We start from the raw sequence: 17,435 nt of genomic DNA, 5'->3' as shown, positions 1-17,435 counted from the left end.
TTACTCCACAGGAACCGAACTTGGAATATTTACAACTCTTTCTTCCAACCATAATGAGTTAGTTAAATCGCCTTGTAATGCATTTTGGTACATTGGTAATCTGGTCATTAAAGTCCAGATCGGACGAGTCATAATTTTATTTGAATTGGTTTCATCCAAAATCACATCTCGTTGGGCTTTATCTTTGCAAATAATGGCATTTAACCAATAGTTAGATTGGCAGTCTTCAGGTTCCACAACAAATGAAATATCACTATCTTTAAAGAAATTTTGATATTGCTGAGCTAAATTACGCTTTTTAGCAAGAAAGCCTTCTAAGCTTTCCATCTGTGCACAACCTAAAGCAGCATTCAAATTAGGTAAACGGTAGTTAAAACCATTTTCATCATGATAAAACTCATATGGATGCGGTATTTTTGCAGTTGTCGTAATGTGCTTCGCTCTTATGCCAAGCTCTTCATCTTGACACAAGACCATACCGCCACCACCTGTAGTGATGACTTTATTTCCATTAAAACTAAGTGCTGAAACTAAACCAAAAGTTCCGGTATGTTTACCTTTGTAGTAAGAACCTAAACTTTCAGCAGCATCTTCAACTAATGCAATATTCCACTTGGTTACAACCTGTTGAAGCTCATCAATTTCTACAGGATGGCCAAATGTATGCATTGGTACGATTGCAGAAATACGTTTATTAGTTGCTTTGTGTTTACATACACCTTGGTCATCAATAAAAGTATTTTCTTGCAAATAACTATCTAATGCCTTTGGACACAAACCTAGTGTATTCAATGAAACATCAATAAATAATGGTTCCGCACCAATATACGACAAGGCATTACACGTTGCGACAAAAGTCAAAGCTTGGGTAATTACAATATCGTTGCGCTTTACACCTGCTAATAAAAGAGCTGTATGTAATGCAGCTGTTCCGTTAACCGTCGCAATTGCTTTAGCACAGCCTGTAAACTGCTGCATTTTTGCTTCAAAGTCATTTACATATGCACCAACACTAGAGACAAAAGTACTGTCAATTGTGTCAAGCACATATTTCTTTTCATTGCCAAGAAAACGCGGTTCATGTAATGGAGTAAAATTATTAGTACGATAAATATCTCGTACAAATTGATTAAATTTAGAAGTATCCATTACATTTTCCCATCTAAATATAAGCCTGTTTCTTTGTGTCCAAAGTTAGGCATCATATAGTTAAATAGATCAATAATTTCTTCTTTATTCCACTGCTTATTTAAAAGCATCGCATGAATTTTTTCTTCGAATACATGCAACTTATCTTCTTCAACATTTAGCTCGTTTTTAATAACACCTAAATTATTAAAACGTTGCATGTCTAAAGTTTCATTATCGGTAAAGAATTCTTCGAAATCTTTCTCGCCAGTAGTTGTACTTCCTGTAAATAAACAAGGCCATTTACCTTGTTTTGGTAAAGTCTGAATTAAGCTACGTGCTTCATCCTCAGACTCACACAAATACGGCTCATACCCAAGGTTATTAAGATATTTAACTGCTATATCAGCAAAAGTAATGAGATGTAAATGCTCGCTAAGTTTGGGGAAGAAAATATCTCTGTTCTCACCTAATAAACAAGACATGAGGCACAACTCACCTGATTCTTTTGGAGTAACGAAATAACGGCGAATATCATTTGGCGCAGCAATTGGCTGATTTTTCTGAATACGTTGATTAAAACCATGGAGTAAAGAACCATCTGAAAATGCAACATTTGCAAAACGAGCCGTGGAAATATCAATATGCTGACTTTGGCGCATAAGGAACATTTCCATAATACGCTTTGATCCACCCATCATATTGACAGGATTAGCCGCCTTATCTGTGGAGACACAAAAATATTTTTTTACACCTTTTTCAATTGACTGCTTTATTGTTTTTTCAGTATTTAAAATATTGACCTGAATCATACGCATTAAAGTATAAGGATCTTTTTCACTACGCACATGTTTCAAGGCTGATAAATTAAGCAAATAGTCATATTCACCATCATTTTGAATAAAAGCATCATATTCAGTGGATCCAATATCTAAGGCAAAGGTCTGAAAATCTCCATCTATATACCCAAATGAACTGCGGATATCTCGCACAACTTCGGTTAAATTATTTTCGGAAATATCAACGACATGAAGCTTTAGTGGATTACGTTTAAAAATTTCTTTAACAACTGCCTGACCAATAGAGCCAGCACCGCCTAAAACTAAAAAACTTGATTGTGAAACAATTTCTAATAGATCATTATTCCATTTGGAAATATCGTCACCAAATAATTCTTTTTCTCGACCAATTAAATTAAGCATTTTTTTTACCTTTAATAAAAAATAACCACGGCATCGGATAAACTTTAGCTGATAGATACCATACAGACATAAAAAACAGAACTTGTACACATAAGAATGAGTATGCAGCCCCTTCTATTCCGTAATATTTTACTAGCATATATGTAAGAGGAATATTGACTAAACCAGATGTGAACGTAATCATTGCCAATAGCTTAGTTTTTTTGGTGAAAAATATATAGTTGGTCACCAAATAATATAATCCTTGCAATGAAAACCCAAGACATATGATCCATATAATAGGTTTCGATTCTTGAAATTCACTACCAACGATATAAGGTAAGAAATAGGTTGCTATAACAGCCCAAAGCATTCCTACACATAAAATTAAAAACATCGATAAATAGGTTTTTTTAACCATAGCCAGTTTATCAATGTCTTCATTTGACAATGATTTCATTAACCAAGGTGAAAAGACTTTATTAAAGGAGTCAGCAAACAATCCCATAGCTTGACCAAGCTGTACTCCAACCATATATATGCCTACTGCAACAACACCCAAAAAATTTGTAATAATCACTCGATCCATACTATAAATCGCAAATGCACCTATAACATGTGGAATTAAAGGCAATCCAAACTTTAAGGCATCTTGCATATCGAGTTTGAGAGTTGAAGGTTTTTTAAACAAATTTTGCTTATACAACAAAAAAACTGACAGTAGCCCAAAAATGGAAATGGCTATCGCTTGTCCTAACAGTCTTCCTTCCCAAAGCATTCCAATAATAAAAATAAAGAATAGGGATAGAAATGCATTAAGGGCTGTATTTGAAATTTGTAAAGCTCCATATTTAATCGCCTCACCTTTTACAACCCAAACTGTTAACTGCAACTTATTCAGAAATTGAAAAAAAGAAATACCGATTGCTATTAAAATCCATTTATAAGGAATACCTAGAAGTTTTTCTAACCATACACCTGAAAAACTCAAAATCACAAGTACACCCGAGGCACTTAATACCAATAAAAAAATACAACTTGTAATATATTCTGAAAACTTCTCAGAGTCCAATTTGAAATAATTAACATTAACCGCACCTTGCACACTTAAGCCCACAAAGGCATTGGTTAAAGTTAATAAGATTGTAAACATGGCAATAATGCCATAATCTTCAGGAGAGAGCACTCTCGTCAAAATAGGTAACAATAAAAATGGAATAGAAGCGTTCACCATATTCGCAATCAGGTAAACGCTTCCGATACTCAAAAGTTTTTTATTTAACATTTTATGAAACTAAAGAGTGAACGATTTTTTTTAAAATTTCTTCTGAAAGATAAGGATGCATTGGCAAACTCATTACTCTTTCTGCAACAGCATCCCCTACAGGCAACACTGCATTAGCATCTGCCACGGCAGGCTGTTTATTTAACGGAATTGGATAATGTACCGCTGTAGGAATACCCTGCTCTTTCAACTTTGCCTGTACCCGATCACGATTTTCTACCTGAATAGTATATTGAGCCCACGCGCTAGTATTATGCGATTCAATAAATGGCGTCGCCAGAATTCCTGCTTCATTAAATAACTTGGTATAGGTTTCAGCTACACGCTGACATGCCTGCATTTCATCATCCAAAATTTCTAATTTTGGCAATAAAATAGCAGCTTGTAAGGTATCTAAACGGCTATTCATACCAACACGTACATGGTGATAACGACGGTCTTGTCCATGACGGGCAATTTGACGGATCACTTTTGCCAGTTCTTCATCATTGGTAAAGATCGCCCCACCATCTCCATAACAACCTAAAGGCTTACTTGGGAAAAAGCTGGTACAAGCCACTGTACTCAAATTACAGCTTTTACGGCCTTTGTATGTTGCACCAAAACTTTGTGCAGCATCCTCAATCACAGGAAGATTATACTTTGCCGCAATGGCATTAATGGCATCAAAGTCAGCACATTGACCATATAAACTGACAGGAATAATCGCTTTAGTACGAGGTGTAATAGCAGCTTCGAGCTTTTCTACATCTAGATTATATGTTTTAGGATGTACATCCACATATACAGGCGTTGCACCCAAGACAGCAACTGTTTCAGCAGTCGCAATATAGGTAAATCCTGGGGTGATCACTTCATCACCCGGACCAATCCCAAATGCCATTTGTACAATTTGCAAAGCATCCGTACCATTGGCACAGGTAATACAATATTTAGCCCCCACATAAGTGGCTAGCTTTTCTTCTAACTCTGCAACTTCTGGCCCTAAAATATATTGACCATGTGCCAATACTTGCTGAATACCTGCATCAATTTCAGCTTTAATACGTGACTGCTGTGCTTTTAAATCAATAAATTCAATCATGCTGCCGCCTGCTCTTTGGTTACAATCTTACCATTTAAGCGATAAATTGCCCCTGTGTGTTCACACGCCACTTGGGCTTCACCTTCTAAAGGTAAATCTAATTGCTCGCCAAATTCACTCATCCAGCCAATTTGTTTTGCAGGAACACCGACCATCAATGCATAGGCAGGTACATCTTTATTGATAACTGCCCCAGCACCGACAAATGAATATTCACCAATCGTGACACCACAAACAATGGTACAGTTCGCGCCTAAAGTTGCGCCTTTTTTGACTAAGGTATTGCGATATTGATCTTTCCGCTCAATTAAAGAGCGTGGATTATACACATTGGTGAATACCATGCTTGGTCCACAAAATACACCTTCTTCCAAAGTGACATTGTCATAAACCGATACATTATTCTGTACTTTACAATGATCCCCAATAACGACTTTATTGCCAACAAATACGTTTTGACCTAAAGATACACCTTGACCAATTTTGGCACCGCCACAGACATGGACAAAATGCCAAACACGAGAGTTCTCACCAATTTGAGCACCCTCATCCACAATTGCACTTTCATGTTGATAAAAACTCATCATGCTCTCTCTTTTTATTTTACTTTAGACAATAAAGGATGCGGATTTGCTGGATTTTCAACCAAAGGTGCAACACGAATCACTTCAACAGTCTCAATTGCAGCACGGTTTTCTTCAACCCCATACCCTTTACCATCTAGGATACGCTGGTAGCTTTGCGTATGAAGATCAGTAAAACCACCTGAAAACTCAAGTTCTTCATTTTCAATGGTAATACTGCGGTAAGTGAGTTTTTCACCTTTCACGGCATTTGCAGGCAAGTTATTCGCATCAATCGACAAGAACCAGCGTACACGCGCACGTTCATATTCTAAATAACCTGATGCAGTTTTCTCATCACGATAATGCACTTCATTTTTTACAATTTTGCCAAAAATAAAATGCAGCATGTCATAAAAATGCACGCCAATATTAGTTGCCACACCACCCGATTTTTTATCTACACCTTTCCATGATTTTAAATACCATTTACCACGCGAGGTTAGATAGGTCAGATCTACATCAAAAACTTTACCTTCAGGTGCTGCTTGAACTTTGTCACGTAAAGCAATAATAGATGGGTGTAAACGTAGCTGTAAAATTGAATTTACTTTTGCACCATATTGTTTTTCGTATTCAGACAGTAAATTTAAATCATCTGAACTTAAAACCAGAGGCTTCTCACAAATCACATCAATCCCATTTTTTAATGCATATTTCATGTGGGGTGCATGCAAGTAGTTTGGTGAGCAAATAGCGACATAGTCTAGCTTTTCACCTTTAAGTTTTTGATCTTCTACATAAGCTTCAAATTCTTCAAATTCAGTAAAAAACTCAGCTTCTGGAAAATGACTGTCCATAATTCCAACAGAGTCATTAATATCCATTGCCACAGCTAAAGTATGACCTGTTTCTTTAATGGCTTTTAAATGACGAGGTGCGATATATCCTGCGGCACCAATCAGGGCAAATTTTTTCATATTTTTCACTTTTATATATCAATAAATCTTAGAGACGAAATACTGTAAAACCTTGAGCAGCCATATCATTTCGGCTAAACAGGCTTTTCACATCGGCTAATACTGGTTGTTCACTTTTTGTATAAGCACGTAGTTGTTCAGGACTTAAATTACGGAATTCATTATGTCCTACAGCCACGACCAAACTGTCTACCGGATGCTCAGCATCTACTTGAACCAATTCAATTCCATACTCATGTTTAACTTCTTCAGCATCTGCCCAAGGATCGCATACTGCTACTTTTATGCCCCACTGATCAAACTCTTTAATCAGATCTATGATTTTACTATTGCGAATGTCTGGACAGTTTTCCTTAAAGGTAATTCCTAAAACACCAACAGTAGCTTGCGTCACATCAATATTATTTTTGACCATTTTTTTAATCGTCGCACGAGCAACATAACGTGCCATATTGTCATTAATACGACGACCGGCCAAAATCACCTGAGGATGATAACCCACTTCTTCAGCTTTATGGGTGAGGTAGTATGGATCGACACCAATGCAATGGCCACCGACCAGGCCTGGACGGAATGGCAAAAAGTTCCATTTACTTCCTGCAGCTTCTAAAACATCTAAGGTATCAATTCCGAGACGCTCGAAGATTACTGATAGTTCATTAACCAAGGCAATATTTAAATCACGTTGCGTATTTTCAATCACTTTTGCTGCTTCAGCGACTTTAATACTGGTTGCTTTATGAGTTCCAGCAGTAATAATACTGTTATAAACAGCATCTACTAGGTCAGCCACTTCAGGGGTAGAACCTGAGGTGATTTTTTTAATTTTAGTTAAGGTATTTATTTTGTCGCCCGGATTAATGCGCTCTGGGCTATAACCGGCAAAAAAGTCCTGATTAAACTTCAGCCCTGATACTTTTTCTAGCACAGGAATACAGATCTCTTCTGTTGCACCGGGATATACCGTTGATTCATAAACAACGATATCGCCAACTTTAAGTACCTTAGCAATCGTTTCACTGGCTTTTTGCAGCGGAGTAAGATCAGGACGATTCACCTGATCAATAGGTGTTGGTACAGTGACAATAAAGAAATTACAGCTTTTTAAATCTTCTAAATTTGCTGAATAGCTAAGCTGATTTGCCTGTTTGAGTTCTTCTGGAGAAACTTCTAAGGTATGGTCTTGGCCACTTTTAAGTTCATCAATTCTTTTTTGATAGATATCAAAACCAATTACAGGTACTTTTTTCCCAAATTCAACCGCAAGTGGTAAGCCTACATAACCTAACCCAATGACCGCAATTTTTAAATCTGCAATAGATAGCATTTCAACGCCTTATTTATGTACTGTACTTATGAAGATTAAATCTTTCGGCAGGCATACTAGCAGAAAACTATGAAATTTCTATTATGATTTGTGCTCAAATCCTCTCAAAAACAGCGTGGCGTATATTTTTTGTAAAAATTAATTATTTTATTTGTAACTATTAAAATAATTTACATTTTGACTCTATTCAGTTTTTATCATCAATCCAGAAAGATAGTTACAAATTGCTATGTATATAGTCAATAACTTGGGTAGAATAGCTTCAATTTTAAAATTTAAAAATAATCTCTGGGAAAACGTGTGCGACACTTTCAACTAGCTGCTTTATTGGCATGTGGCATTGCTACTACAGGGTGTGCAGTCACCTCTGGTTTACAAACATATGACTTACCTAGCGAAGGCGTTTTTCAAACCGACCTCGGTACGACCGTAAATGTCATAAAACTCACTCAAGATTCTATGATGGCTGTTCAGCCTGCTGTACAGAATATTCAACAACAATATGCCCATCTGTTTAATACACAGCATCGTAACTACAATCTGAGTCCAGGCGACATTCTATCGATTTATTTATGGGCTTATCCTGAACTCACCTCTCCTAGCAATAGTATTAATAATGATCAAGCTGCTCAAGCCAGTGGCTTCCAAATCGACTCAGAAGGTTATATTCAGTTTCCCATTATTGGCCGTTATAAGGCCGCTGGGAAATCACTGACTCAAGTCAATCGTGAATTACGCAGCCAATTATCACGTTACCTGAAAAACCCAGATGTGATTGCACGAGTATTGTCTTATCAAGGCCAGCGTTACTCAGTACAAGGTAATGTGATGAAGGGCGGTCAATTTTACTTAAGTGACCAACCTGTGAGTGTTTATACTGCTTTAGGTATGGCAGGTGGTGTGAATGCACAACAAGGTGATAATGCCTCTATTACATTAGTACGCCAGGGACGTTCATATAGTTTAAATACCGTAGAGCTAGAAAAAGTAGGGCTTTCACTGCATCACTTGTTGATCCAGCCAAATGACACGCTATATGTCAACAACCGTGAAAATCAAAAAATTTACGTGATGGGTGAGTCGGGTAAAAACCAATCTTTAGCATTGCGTGATCAAGGCATGAGCTTAAGTGATGTTTTAGGTGAAAGTCTCGGTCTTAATCCACTTTCTGCCAGTCGCAGTAAGGTTTATGTGGTGCGTAGTCAGCCCACTACTACTCACACTGAAGTCTACCAGATGGATTTGACCAGCATTGCTGATTTTGGTCTGGCCAATCAGTTTAAGATGCGCAGCAATGATATTGTGTATATCGATGCCTCTGGCTTGGCGCGCTGGCAGCGTGTCGTCAACCAGATCATCCCATTCTCAAATGCTTTGTATAATTTAGACCGTTTGGGGAATTAATGAAAATCAATCATATTTTAGTGGTTTGTATTGGCAATATTTGTCGTAGCCCCATGGCAGAATACTTTTTAAAACAGCAATATCCGCATTTACAGATTGAGTCTGCGGGTATTGCGGGCGTGGTTGGACATGCAGCCGATGAAAAAGCCAGCCTATGCATGCAACGTTTTGGGATTGATATGAGTCCACATATTGCGAAAAAACTGGATGCTGAATTGATCAAAAAAGCTGATTTGGTTCTTGTGATGAGTCAAAATCAGCAAAAGCATATAGAACAAACCTGGCCTTTTGCCAAAGGTAAAACGTTTAGATTAGGTCATTGGCAAAGTAAAAATATTGCCGATCCATATCAGCATGATCAAACATTTTTTGATGACACCTGTCAATTAATTCAAGACTGTATTGCTGACTGGAAAAAATATATTTAATTTTTTTAATATTTTCACTTTTTGATATTTAAATTATGAGCCAAACCGCCAACACCGAAGACACCATTGACTTAAAGGAATTGTTTTTTTCCTTGATTGCGCAATGGAAACTGATTGCCCTGTGCATTATTTTAAGTTTGATCTGTGCCTTACTGTATTTAAGAACCACACCGGATACCTATTCAGTAGACGCCATGGTACAAGTCGAAGACAGTAAAGGGACTTCAGCTGCATTATTGGGTGATTTATCCGGTATGATCGAGCAAAAATCCCCTGCTCAAGCCGAAATTGAAATTTTAAAATCGCGTTTGGTGCTCGGTGAGGTCATTAACCATTTAAATTTAAATATTCGTGTATCTGGGACAGAGGACAGTTTCTGGAATCGGTTAATGGCTAAACATGAATACGACACCACGTATTCAGAAAAATCAGTATTGTTTAAAGACAATCGAAATAGTTTCGATATTCGCCAGTTTGATATCCCGCAATATTTCCAGGATAAAAACTTAATTTTAAGTTTTGCAGAAGGCAAATATAGCCTGACTGATGAAAAAACTGAACAAGTGGTTTTTTCTGCGCCTTTAAACCAGATCAGTCAATCCTCATCTGAATACGGTCTTTGGAAAGTAGGTGTCTTTAGTCAAGACAGTTTCGATGCCGCTTATAATATCCGAAAGCAAAGCTTGCCTGCTGCGATGCAGACTTTGACCAGTAACTACTCAGTGGCTGAGAAAGGCAAGATGAGCGGTGTATTAGGTCTTAACTATCAAGGCGAAGATACGCAGCACATTACTCAAGTCCTGAATGCCATTCTAGCTGCTTATAGCCAACAGAATATTGAACGTCGATCTGCAGAAACTGCGCAGACACTTAAATTCCTGGAAAATCAATTACCGGAACTAAAACAACAGCTTGATGTTGCAGAGCGTGAATTCAACCGCTTCCGCCAACAAGCAAATACAGTGGATGTTACCAAAGAATCGGAATTATACTTAACCCAAAGCATTACTTTAGAGACACAAAAAATCCAGCTGGAGCAGCAGGTTGCAGAAGCTTCATCCAAATATATGGATGAACATCCGATGATGCAGCAAATGAATGCACAACTCGCTGCAATCAATAAAAAAATTGCAGAGCTAGATGGGACTTTAAAACGTTTACCTGAACTACAGCGCCAGTACTTACAATTGTTCCGTGAAGTTGAAGTCAAACAACAGCTATATACAGGTCTATTGAATTCATACCAGCAACTTCGTATTGCCAAAGCCGGTGAAATTGGCAATGTACGTATTGTCGATACTGCAGTTGAACCCATTCAACCGATTAAACCGAAGAAATTACAAATCCTGATTTTGTCGATTTTTCTGGGAGGATTCCTCGGTACATTATTAGCACTGTTACGTAATATGATGCGTTCAGGCATTAAGGATGCTGCTCAGATTGAAAATGAGCTGGATCTGCCAGTGTATGCCACCGTACCGCGTTCTTTAATTCAAGAAAGTCGTATCAACCTTCTAAAAAAGAAAAAAAATATTCCTATTCTTGCGGTTAAAGACGGCGGTGATATTGCGATTGAAAGCCTGCGCAGTATGCGCACCGCAATTCACTTTGCCTTAATGAATGCCAGCAATAATGTGATTGCACTGTCAGGCCCTGCCCCTGAGATTGGGAAATCTTTTATTACTGTTAACCTTGCAACCATTTTGGCGCAAGGTGGAAAACGGGTACTCGTCATTGATGGTGATATGCGTCGTGGTTATTTGCATAAATATTTCAATGCAGAGCTAAGCCCTGGCTTAGCAGAACTGTTAAATCTTCAAAATAGCTATGAAGATATTGTCCAAAACTCGACTGTAGAAAACCTGTTCTTTGTTACTCGCGGCAAGAGTCCAGTCAATCCGTCTGAACTGTTAAGTACCGATAAATTCAAGGCTTTCCTGGATCAGGCATCTGCTCATTTTGATCACATCTTAATTGATACTCCGCCAGTACTTGCTGTGACTGATGGTATTATTATTGCGCAATATGCAGGGGTCAATTTATTGATTGCCCGTCATGCTCAGACGCAAATCAAAGAGCTTGAAATTACGGTGAATCGTTTTGAACAGGCCAATGTAAAAGTCAATGGCGTGATTCTGAATGATGTACAAAAAGGTGCAGCGGGTAGTTATGGTTATAATTATGCCTATGCCTATACTGCACATAAAGATAATGACTAATCTATTCTAAACTCGAATTTCACACTCTGTCTGAGCAGGGTGTGAAATTATCCTTCCTTACATTTATTGCAAATGATTGTTGTTGAAAAAATCAACTAAAAAACCTATCGTGGTTATAGTTTAAAAGTCCTGAGAATATACAAGAATGTTATCCAAAACACTGCTCGCTACCTTGGCATTAAGTTCTTCCCTCACCTTTGCACAAGGCATCGTTTTAAATGACCAAAACTTACGTACCGATTTAAACTGGCTCAATCAGCAGGGTGTGATTCAAATCAGTACTTCCACTTGGCCCATCAGTGGTGATGAAATCCAACGTGCTCTTGCTCAAGCTAAAATCAACAATAATACTCAGCAAAAAGTCATTGATACTGTATGGGCACATTTGAATGCCAATAACCAGTCGCTCAAAGCATCCTTATTTGCAGAAACTGATCAAAAGAATATTCCTCAAGCCTTTGGCGATCAGCAAAAAACGCAATATCAGGCAGGTATCGAGCTAAATGTGGGTAACGAGAACTGGGATGCCAGAATTCGTGTGAATACAGAAAAAGATCTACAGATTGACAATGATCAAGATTTGAATCTTGAAGGCTCATATATCGCTGGAAAATTATGGAATCAATGGCTGATTGCTGGACAGATCCCGACCCACTGGGGTCCTGCACATGATGGCAGTTTAATTCGTGGTGATGCCAGCCGCCCTGTCTATGGTGTGACGATGCAGCGTGCCGAACAGAATGCTTTTGCAAACAAATGGTTGGCTTGGATTGGACCTTGGCAATATCAAGCTTTTGCAGGGCAGTTGCAGGATTATGATGCTGTGCCTGATGCCAAACTGATTGGCTTACGTGTCACTGCACAACCCTTGCCTTATTTAGAACTGGGTGCATCGCGTGCTATGCAATGGGGTGGTGAAGGTCGACCTGAAAGCCTGAGCTCACTTTGGGATGCTATTAAAGGCAATGATAACTTTGATAATAGTGATGATGATAAGTCTAACCAAATTGCCGGTTTTGATGCACGCTTAAATTTACAATCACTGGTACAAGTCCCGATAGGTATCTATGCACAATATGTCGGTGAAGACGAAGCAGGCGGCTTACCGGCTAAAAAAATGTATTTGGCTGGAGTCGATTATTCATCAAGTTATAACAATATGCCTTTCCAACTGTATACCGAATGGGCAGACACTCGTACCAACGGCAAGGTACAGGGCATTTCCTATAACCACCATGTCTACACTGATGGTTTTTACCAACATGGCTATCCTCTAGCGCATGCCATGGGTGGTGATGGCCAAATGCTGTCTGTAGGTGGTGATATTCGTTTGGATCATCTCAATCGTGTTAATACACGCATCCTATTTGCGAAATTTGATCAAGCAGCTAATCGACGTGATAGAGGCATTACTAATTTAGCTTTTCCAGCGCAGGATGAATTAAAAGCGCTAGATCTAACCTGGACACATTATCTACGCCCAGATATTCCACTTAAACTGAATGGGTGGGTGGGTGACTCTGAGGTATACGGTAACGATGGCGGTGTATCAATTGGTATCGAATTCCCCTTAGAAAAGGGCTTATTTTCTTATTAAGACCTATATCAACACTTAAGTGCGGGTGATAGCGACAACTTTTCCATACCTTCCAAAATACTGATGAAACTGAAAATAAAAAAACCAGCACTTGCTGGTTTTTTTATATCTTCAAACTTCAACATAACTGCGGTGTCCACTTGCTAAAAAACCACCCATTCTGCAAGATTTCTCAAAATTTTCTGCTAAGATGGAATGAACCTCAACGATAACATTAGATTGGAATAATACATGAGCAAGGCCTTACCGATTGCTGTCGCTGTTCTTCTAGGCGGTGCCGCGCTAGTACCTGTTTACTATGCAACTCAAAACCCAGCTGCTCAAACGACTAAAGCATCTAAAGATGCCTCTGCTGTTTCTAAAATCAGCTATGCTCTCGGTTATGAAGTGGCTCATCAAACCCCACCTGAACTCGATATTAATAGCTTTGTGACAGGCGTACGTGAAGGACATGCGCGTACTGAACCGGCGTACACTGAAGAAGAATTACAGGCAGCTTACGAACAGTTCCAGAAAGAAATGCAGCAAAAGCAACTCGATAGCACTAAACAGGCACAAGCATCGAGTGACAGTTTCCTGACCGAAAATGCCAAAAAAGCGGGTGTAAAAACCACAGCTTCCGGTTTGCAATACCTAGTGACCAAAGAAGGCACGGGCAAACAGCCGGCTGCTTCTTCAATCGTGAAAGTCCATTACACCGGCAAACTGGTGGATGGTACTGTATTCGACAGTTCGGTTGAACGTGGCGAGCCGATTGAGTTTCCACTCAATCAAGTGATTCCAGGCTGGACTGAAGGTCTGCAACTGATGAAAGAAGGCGGTAAAGCGACCCTGTATATCCCATCTCAACTTGGTTATGGTGAACAAGGCGTGCCAGGGACGATTCCTCCACACAGTACTTTGATTTTTGATGTGGAACTCATTGAAGTCAAATAATCTATAAATAAGGAGAGCAATGCGCTCTCCTTTATTTTGAGAATAAATATGAAAATACAAATAAGCTTGATGGTTTTACTGCTAAGTTCTGGCAATCTGCTTGCCAAAGATGTGACCAATAAAAGCCCGGAAGCTGAACAGGTCGGTTATAGCTTTGGTTATCTGATGGGAAAAAGTAATGCCGACTCTTTACAAGGGATTGATCTGGATGCTTTCAGTGCCGGTTTAAAAGCTGCTGCTGCCGGAAAGCAATCCACTTTAACTGAAGAAGACATGGCTCGAGTGCTGACCCAGTTTAAACGTCAGAGTGAAGCCAAAGAGCTGATTGAATTAAAACAAAAAGCTGAAGAAAACACCAAAATCGGTCAGGCTTTTCTGACAGAAAATGCCAAAAAAGCAGGGATAAAAACGACTAAATCTGGCCTGCAATATCAGATTCTTCAGCAAGGCAAAGGCAAATCGCCAAAAGCCGATAGCAATGTCCGCGTACATTATGAAGGCCGTTTGATTGATGGTACGGTTTTCGACAGTTCAATTGCCCGCAATCAGCCTGTGGTCTTCCGTACCACCCAAGTGATTACCGGTTGGACTGAAGGCCTGCAACTGATGAAAGAAGGTGCCAAATACCGCTTCTTCATTCCTGCAGAACTGGCCTATGGACAAATTGGTTCAGGTGATGTGATTGAGCCAAACAGTACCTTAATTTTTGATGTGGAATTACTGGAAATTATGAAGTAATCAATACTGTTTTTTTAAATATTCAATCAGAGAGGCGCGATAGCGGCCTCTCTTTTTTATATGGATGAAGCATAATTAATCGAATGTTTTCATGTCACATTCAGATCAGTTTTGCTATGTTATATGTTAATTAAACGGTTCAACAAGAATAGAGGACGTCAGCATGGCAGCAATCAAGACCCGTGAAATTCATTATACTGCGCCGGATGGTAGCGCATTGATTGGCTATTTTGCCGCTCCAGAAACAGATGCACCCCTTGCAGGTGTGCTGGTCGCACCAGAATGGTGGGGTCGTAATGAATATACCGAACAGCGCGCTCGCGAACTTGCAGAACATGGCTATGCGGCCTTGGCGATTGACATGTATGGTGACAAAAAAGTGACCACCCATTCTGATCAGGCCTACCAGTGGATGATGCAGACCTTTGAAGATCCGGATACCATCGTGAATCGCGCTACAGCAGCTCTGAATACCTTGGCAGCCCAGGATGAAGTCAATGCAGAGAAACTTGCAGCGATTGGTTTCTGCTATGGTGGCAAAGTGGTACTGGATCTGGCCCGTTCTAATGCCCCTTTAAAAGCGGTGGCCACTTTCCATGCCAATCTGACGCCAAAAGCACCGGCTCAGGAAGGTCAGGTACAGGCGGAAATCCTGGTGCTACATGGTGAACTGGACAGCATGGTGACTCTGGATGATGTGGCCAGTTTCCGTGAGGAAATGCATGCTGCCAAAGTCGAGCATGAAGTAATTGTTTTTGAAAATGCCAAACATGGCTTTAGCAACCCGCTTGCTGATGAACGGGCCAAAGCCAATGGTGTGGATCTTGGTTACAATGCAGAAGCGGAACGAAAAAGCTTGGCAGCGATGTATGCCTTGCTAGACCGTCATTTAGCATAAATAGAAACAACTATCCGGCTTGTTCACAGGCTAAATATTTTAGATACTTTATGAAGAAAAGAAGATAAATCCTACCAGAGGAGAATGTGTATGATGGCTGAAACCAACTGCCCCTACTGCAATTTTGACGAATATGATGTCATTGCCAAAAATGATTATGGCGTGGTGTTGCCTGAACCAAATTCATTGTCCGAAGGTCACTGTGTGATTATTCCATTGCGGCATGTGGCCTCGTTTTTCGAAGTGACCGACAAAGAACGTAAAAGTTTGATGTCTTTACTGGAACAGGCACGCAATGAACTGCAATTACGCTACCAGCCTGCGGGTTTTCATGTCGGCTTTATTGATGGTGAAGTATTTCAAGAAAAGGTAGAACATCTGCATATTCATATTATTCCGCGTTATGCAGGCAAGACCTTGAAGCTGGATGAGCGCTGGGGAATTAACGATTAACTTGGTTCTTTATCAAAAATAAATGCTCTCCGGAGCATTTATTTTTTTGAAATTACTCTTCTGCCCAAATAAATGAGCAGCCATTTTTATCCCACTTTTCACCTTCCCACCCTGCTGATTCCGCTATACTAGCTGCTGCTTTTTCGGTTGCTAGGTGTTCATGTTTGTATTTTCAGATGCCCTGTTAGAATGGTTTGATGTCCATGGTCGTCATGACTTGCCTTGGCAGGTGACAGATGCCCCCTATAAAGTCTGGGTCTCTGAAATCATGTTGCAGCAAACCCAGGTCAAAACTGTACTGCAATATTTCGAACGATTTATCCAGCGTTTTCCGACTGTTCAGGACTTAGGTCAAGCCTCATGGGATGAGATTGCACCTTACTGGGCAGGTCTCGGCTATTATGCCCGTGCCCGGAACCTGCACAAAGCGGCCGGCATCGTAACCGCACAGCAGCAATTCCCTCAAAGCCTGGAAGAATGGATGGCCTTACCCGGCATTGGCCGTTCCACTGCAGGTGCCCTGATGTCACTCGGTTTACGTCAATATGGCGTAATCATGGATGGTAATGTTAAACGGGTATTGTCACGTTTCTTTGCTATTGAGGATGATCTGTCCAAACCGGTGCATGAACGTGCCCTCTGGCAACTGGCGGAACAGCTCTGTCCTATCGAACGCAATCATGACTATACCCAGGCGATTATGGATTTGGGCGCGACCGTTTGTACGCCGAAAAAGCCTTTATGTCTGTATTGTCCGATGCAGCAGCATTGCAAGGCTCATCAGCAAGGACTGGAAAATGAATTGCCTTTTAAAAAGGCCAAAAAACCAGTGCCGGTGCGCTCTGCTCAGGTCTTGCTGATCCAGTCCGGTGCAGAATGGCTCTGGCAGCAACGTCCTAATAGCGGCCTGTGGGGTGGTCTCTGGTGTCTGCCGATTATTGAAAATGCATATGAATTTGAACAGCAATGCCAGCAGCTGGGCCTGAAAAATATCGTCAAAAAAACCCAGATTAGCCACAGTTTTACCCATTTTACCTGGCACCTTGAAGCGATTGTTTTTGCAGTAGATCAGGATCAGCAGGAACATCTGGCGATTGAACTGCAAGGCTGCTGGATGAGTCCGCAAACAGCAACCGATGCCGGCATTCCTACTGCCATGAAAAAATTGATCACTCGCGTCAATCTGTGACATAGTCTGAATAAAGCAAAATATC

The 17,435-nt window shown here is 40.0% G+C and carries 16 protein-coding genes; 9 read left to right on the top strand and 7 right to left on the bottom strand.

What is annotated here, in order from left to right:
• Genes ACO1B7_RS07405 through tviB form a run of 7 tightly spaced genes read right to left on the bottom strand, consistent with a single transcriptional unit; the run spans position 1 to position 7,548 of the window.
• Positions 1-1,149, bottom strand: a complete 1,149-nt coding sequence (locus ACO1B7_RS07405; protein ID WP_423089971.1) for a LegC family aminotransferase — start codon at positions 1,147-1,149, stop codon at positions 1-3.
• Positions 1,149-2,330, bottom strand: a complete 1,182-nt coding sequence (locus ACO1B7_RS07400) for a UDP-N-acetylglucosamine 4,6-dehydratase (protein WP_423089970.1) — start codon at positions 2,328-2,330, stop codon at positions 1,149-1,151. The genes ACO1B7_RS07405 and ACO1B7_RS07400 overlap by 1 nt, the downstream gene beginning before the upstream one ends.
• Positions 2,323-3,594 carry a lipopolysaccharide biosynthesis protein gene (locus ACO1B7_RS07395; protein WP_423089969.1) on the bottom strand — a complete coding sequence of 424 codons (1,272 nt, stop codon included), beginning with the start codon at positions 3,592-3,594 and terminating at the stop codon, positions 2,323-2,325. The genes ACO1B7_RS07400 and ACO1B7_RS07395 overlap by 8 nt, the downstream gene beginning before the upstream one ends.
• A gap of 1 nt (position 3,595) precedes the next feature.
• Positions 3,596-4,678 (bottom strand): DegT/DnrJ/EryC1/StrS family aminotransferase, encoded by a 1,083-nt coding sequence (locus ACO1B7_RS07390; RefSeq protein WP_423089968.1) that lies wholly within the window; start codon positions 4,676-4,678, stop codon positions 3,596-3,598.
• On the bottom strand, positions 4,675-5,262 hold the full coding sequence (wbpD, locus tag ACO1B7_RS07385; protein WP_423089967.1) for a UDP-2-acetamido-3-amino-2,3-dideoxy-D-glucuronate N-acetyltransferase: 588 nt from the start codon (positions 5,260-5,262) through the stop codon (positions 4,675-4,677). The genes ACO1B7_RS07390 and wbpD overlap by 4 nt, the downstream gene beginning before the upstream one ends.
• A 14-nt stretch (positions 5,263-5,276) precedes the next feature.
• Complete coding sequence (locus tag ACO1B7_RS07380; RefSeq protein ID WP_159516560.1) at positions 5,277-6,221, bottom strand: Gfo/Idh/MocA family protein; 945 nt, start codon at positions 6,219-6,221, stop codon at positions 5,277-5,279.
• 28 nt (positions 6,222-6,249) lie between these two features.
• Entirely contained in the window at positions 6,250-7,548 is a 1,299-nt protein-coding gene (tviB, locus tag ACO1B7_RS07375) for a Vi polysaccharide biosynthesis UDP-N-acetylglucosamine C-6 dehydrogenase TviB (RefSeq protein ID WP_423089966.1), read from the bottom strand.
• Between the two features lie 300 nt (positions 7,549-7,848).
• On the opposite strand from tviB, the gene ACO1B7_RS07370 reads away from it, so the two are divergent.
• The 9 genes from ACO1B7_RS07370 (at position 7,849) to mutY (ending at position 17,410) form a co-directional block, all read left to right on the top strand.
• On the top strand, positions 7,849-8,952 hold the full coding sequence (locus tag ACO1B7_RS07370) for a polysaccharide biosynthesis/export family protein (protein WP_423089965.1): 1,104 nt from the start codon (positions 7,849-7,851) through the stop codon (positions 8,950-8,952).
• The gene (locus tag ACO1B7_RS07365; RefSeq protein WP_423089964.1) at positions 8,952-9,380 is read left to right on the top strand and encodes a low molecular weight protein-tyrosine-phosphatase; all 429 of its coding nucleotides are present in this window, start codon (positions 8,952-8,954) and stop codon (positions 9,378-9,380) included. Before ACO1B7_RS07370 ends, ACO1B7_RS07365 begins: the two co-directional genes overlap by 1 nt.
• A gap of 35 nt (positions 9,381-9,415) precedes the next feature.
• The gene (locus tag ACO1B7_RS07360; protein ID WP_423089963.1) at positions 9,416-11,599 is read left to right on the top strand and encodes a polysaccharide biosynthesis tyrosine autokinase; all 2,184 of its coding nucleotides are present in this window, start codon (positions 9,416-9,418) and stop codon (positions 11,597-11,599) included.
• 145 nt (positions 11,600-11,744) lie between these two features.
• Entirely contained in the window at positions 11,745-13,196 is a 1,452-nt protein-coding gene (locus ACO1B7_RS07355; protein ID WP_423089962.1) for a capsule assembly Wzi family protein, read from the top strand.
• 231 nt (positions 13,197-13,427) lie between these two features.
• A complete protein-coding gene (gene bamJ, locus ACO1B7_RS07350; protein WP_005094756.1) occupies positions 13,428-14,132 on the top strand; it encodes a BamJ family beta-barrel-assembly machinery protein in 705 nt (234 codons plus the stop codon).
• A 48-nt stretch (positions 14,133-14,180) separates the two neighbouring features.
• Positions 14,181-14,870 carry a BamJ family beta-barrel-assembly machinery protein gene (gene bamJ, locus ACO1B7_RS07345; RefSeq protein ID WP_005268184.1) on the top strand — a complete coding sequence of 230 codons (690 nt, stop codon included), beginning with the start codon at positions 14,181-14,183 and terminating at the stop codon, positions 14,868-14,870.
• Between the two features lie 163 nt (positions 14,871-15,033).
• Positions 15,034-15,768 carry a dienelactone hydrolase family protein gene (locus ACO1B7_RS07340; protein ID WP_423089961.1) on the top strand — a complete coding sequence of 245 codons (735 nt, stop codon included), beginning with the start codon at positions 15,034-15,036 and terminating at the stop codon, positions 15,766-15,768.
• Positions 15,769-15,861: 93 nt separating this feature from the next.
• Positions 15,862-16,221, top strand: coding sequence for an HIT family protein (locus ACO1B7_RS07335; protein ID WP_026055739.1), 360 nt, complete (start codon positions 15,862-15,864; stop codon positions 16,219-16,221).
• A gap of 160 nt (positions 16,222-16,381) precedes the next feature.
• Complete coding sequence (mutY, locus tag ACO1B7_RS07330; protein WP_423089960.1) at positions 16,382-17,410, top strand: A/G-specific adenine glycosylase; 1,029 nt, start codon at positions 16,382-16,384, stop codon at positions 17,408-17,410.
• Positions 17,411-17,435: the final 25 nt, after the last annotated feature.

Origin of the sequence: Acinetobacter lwoffii (assembly GCF_049367455.1) — a bacterium.
Taxonomy (GTDB): domain Bacteria; phylum Pseudomonadota; class Gammaproteobacteria; order Pseudomonadales; family Moraxellaceae; genus Acinetobacter; species Acinetobacter lwoffii_W.
The sequence above is the reverse complement of the archived record's forward strand: the minus strand, read 5'-3'. Positions and strand labels throughout refer to the sequence as shown.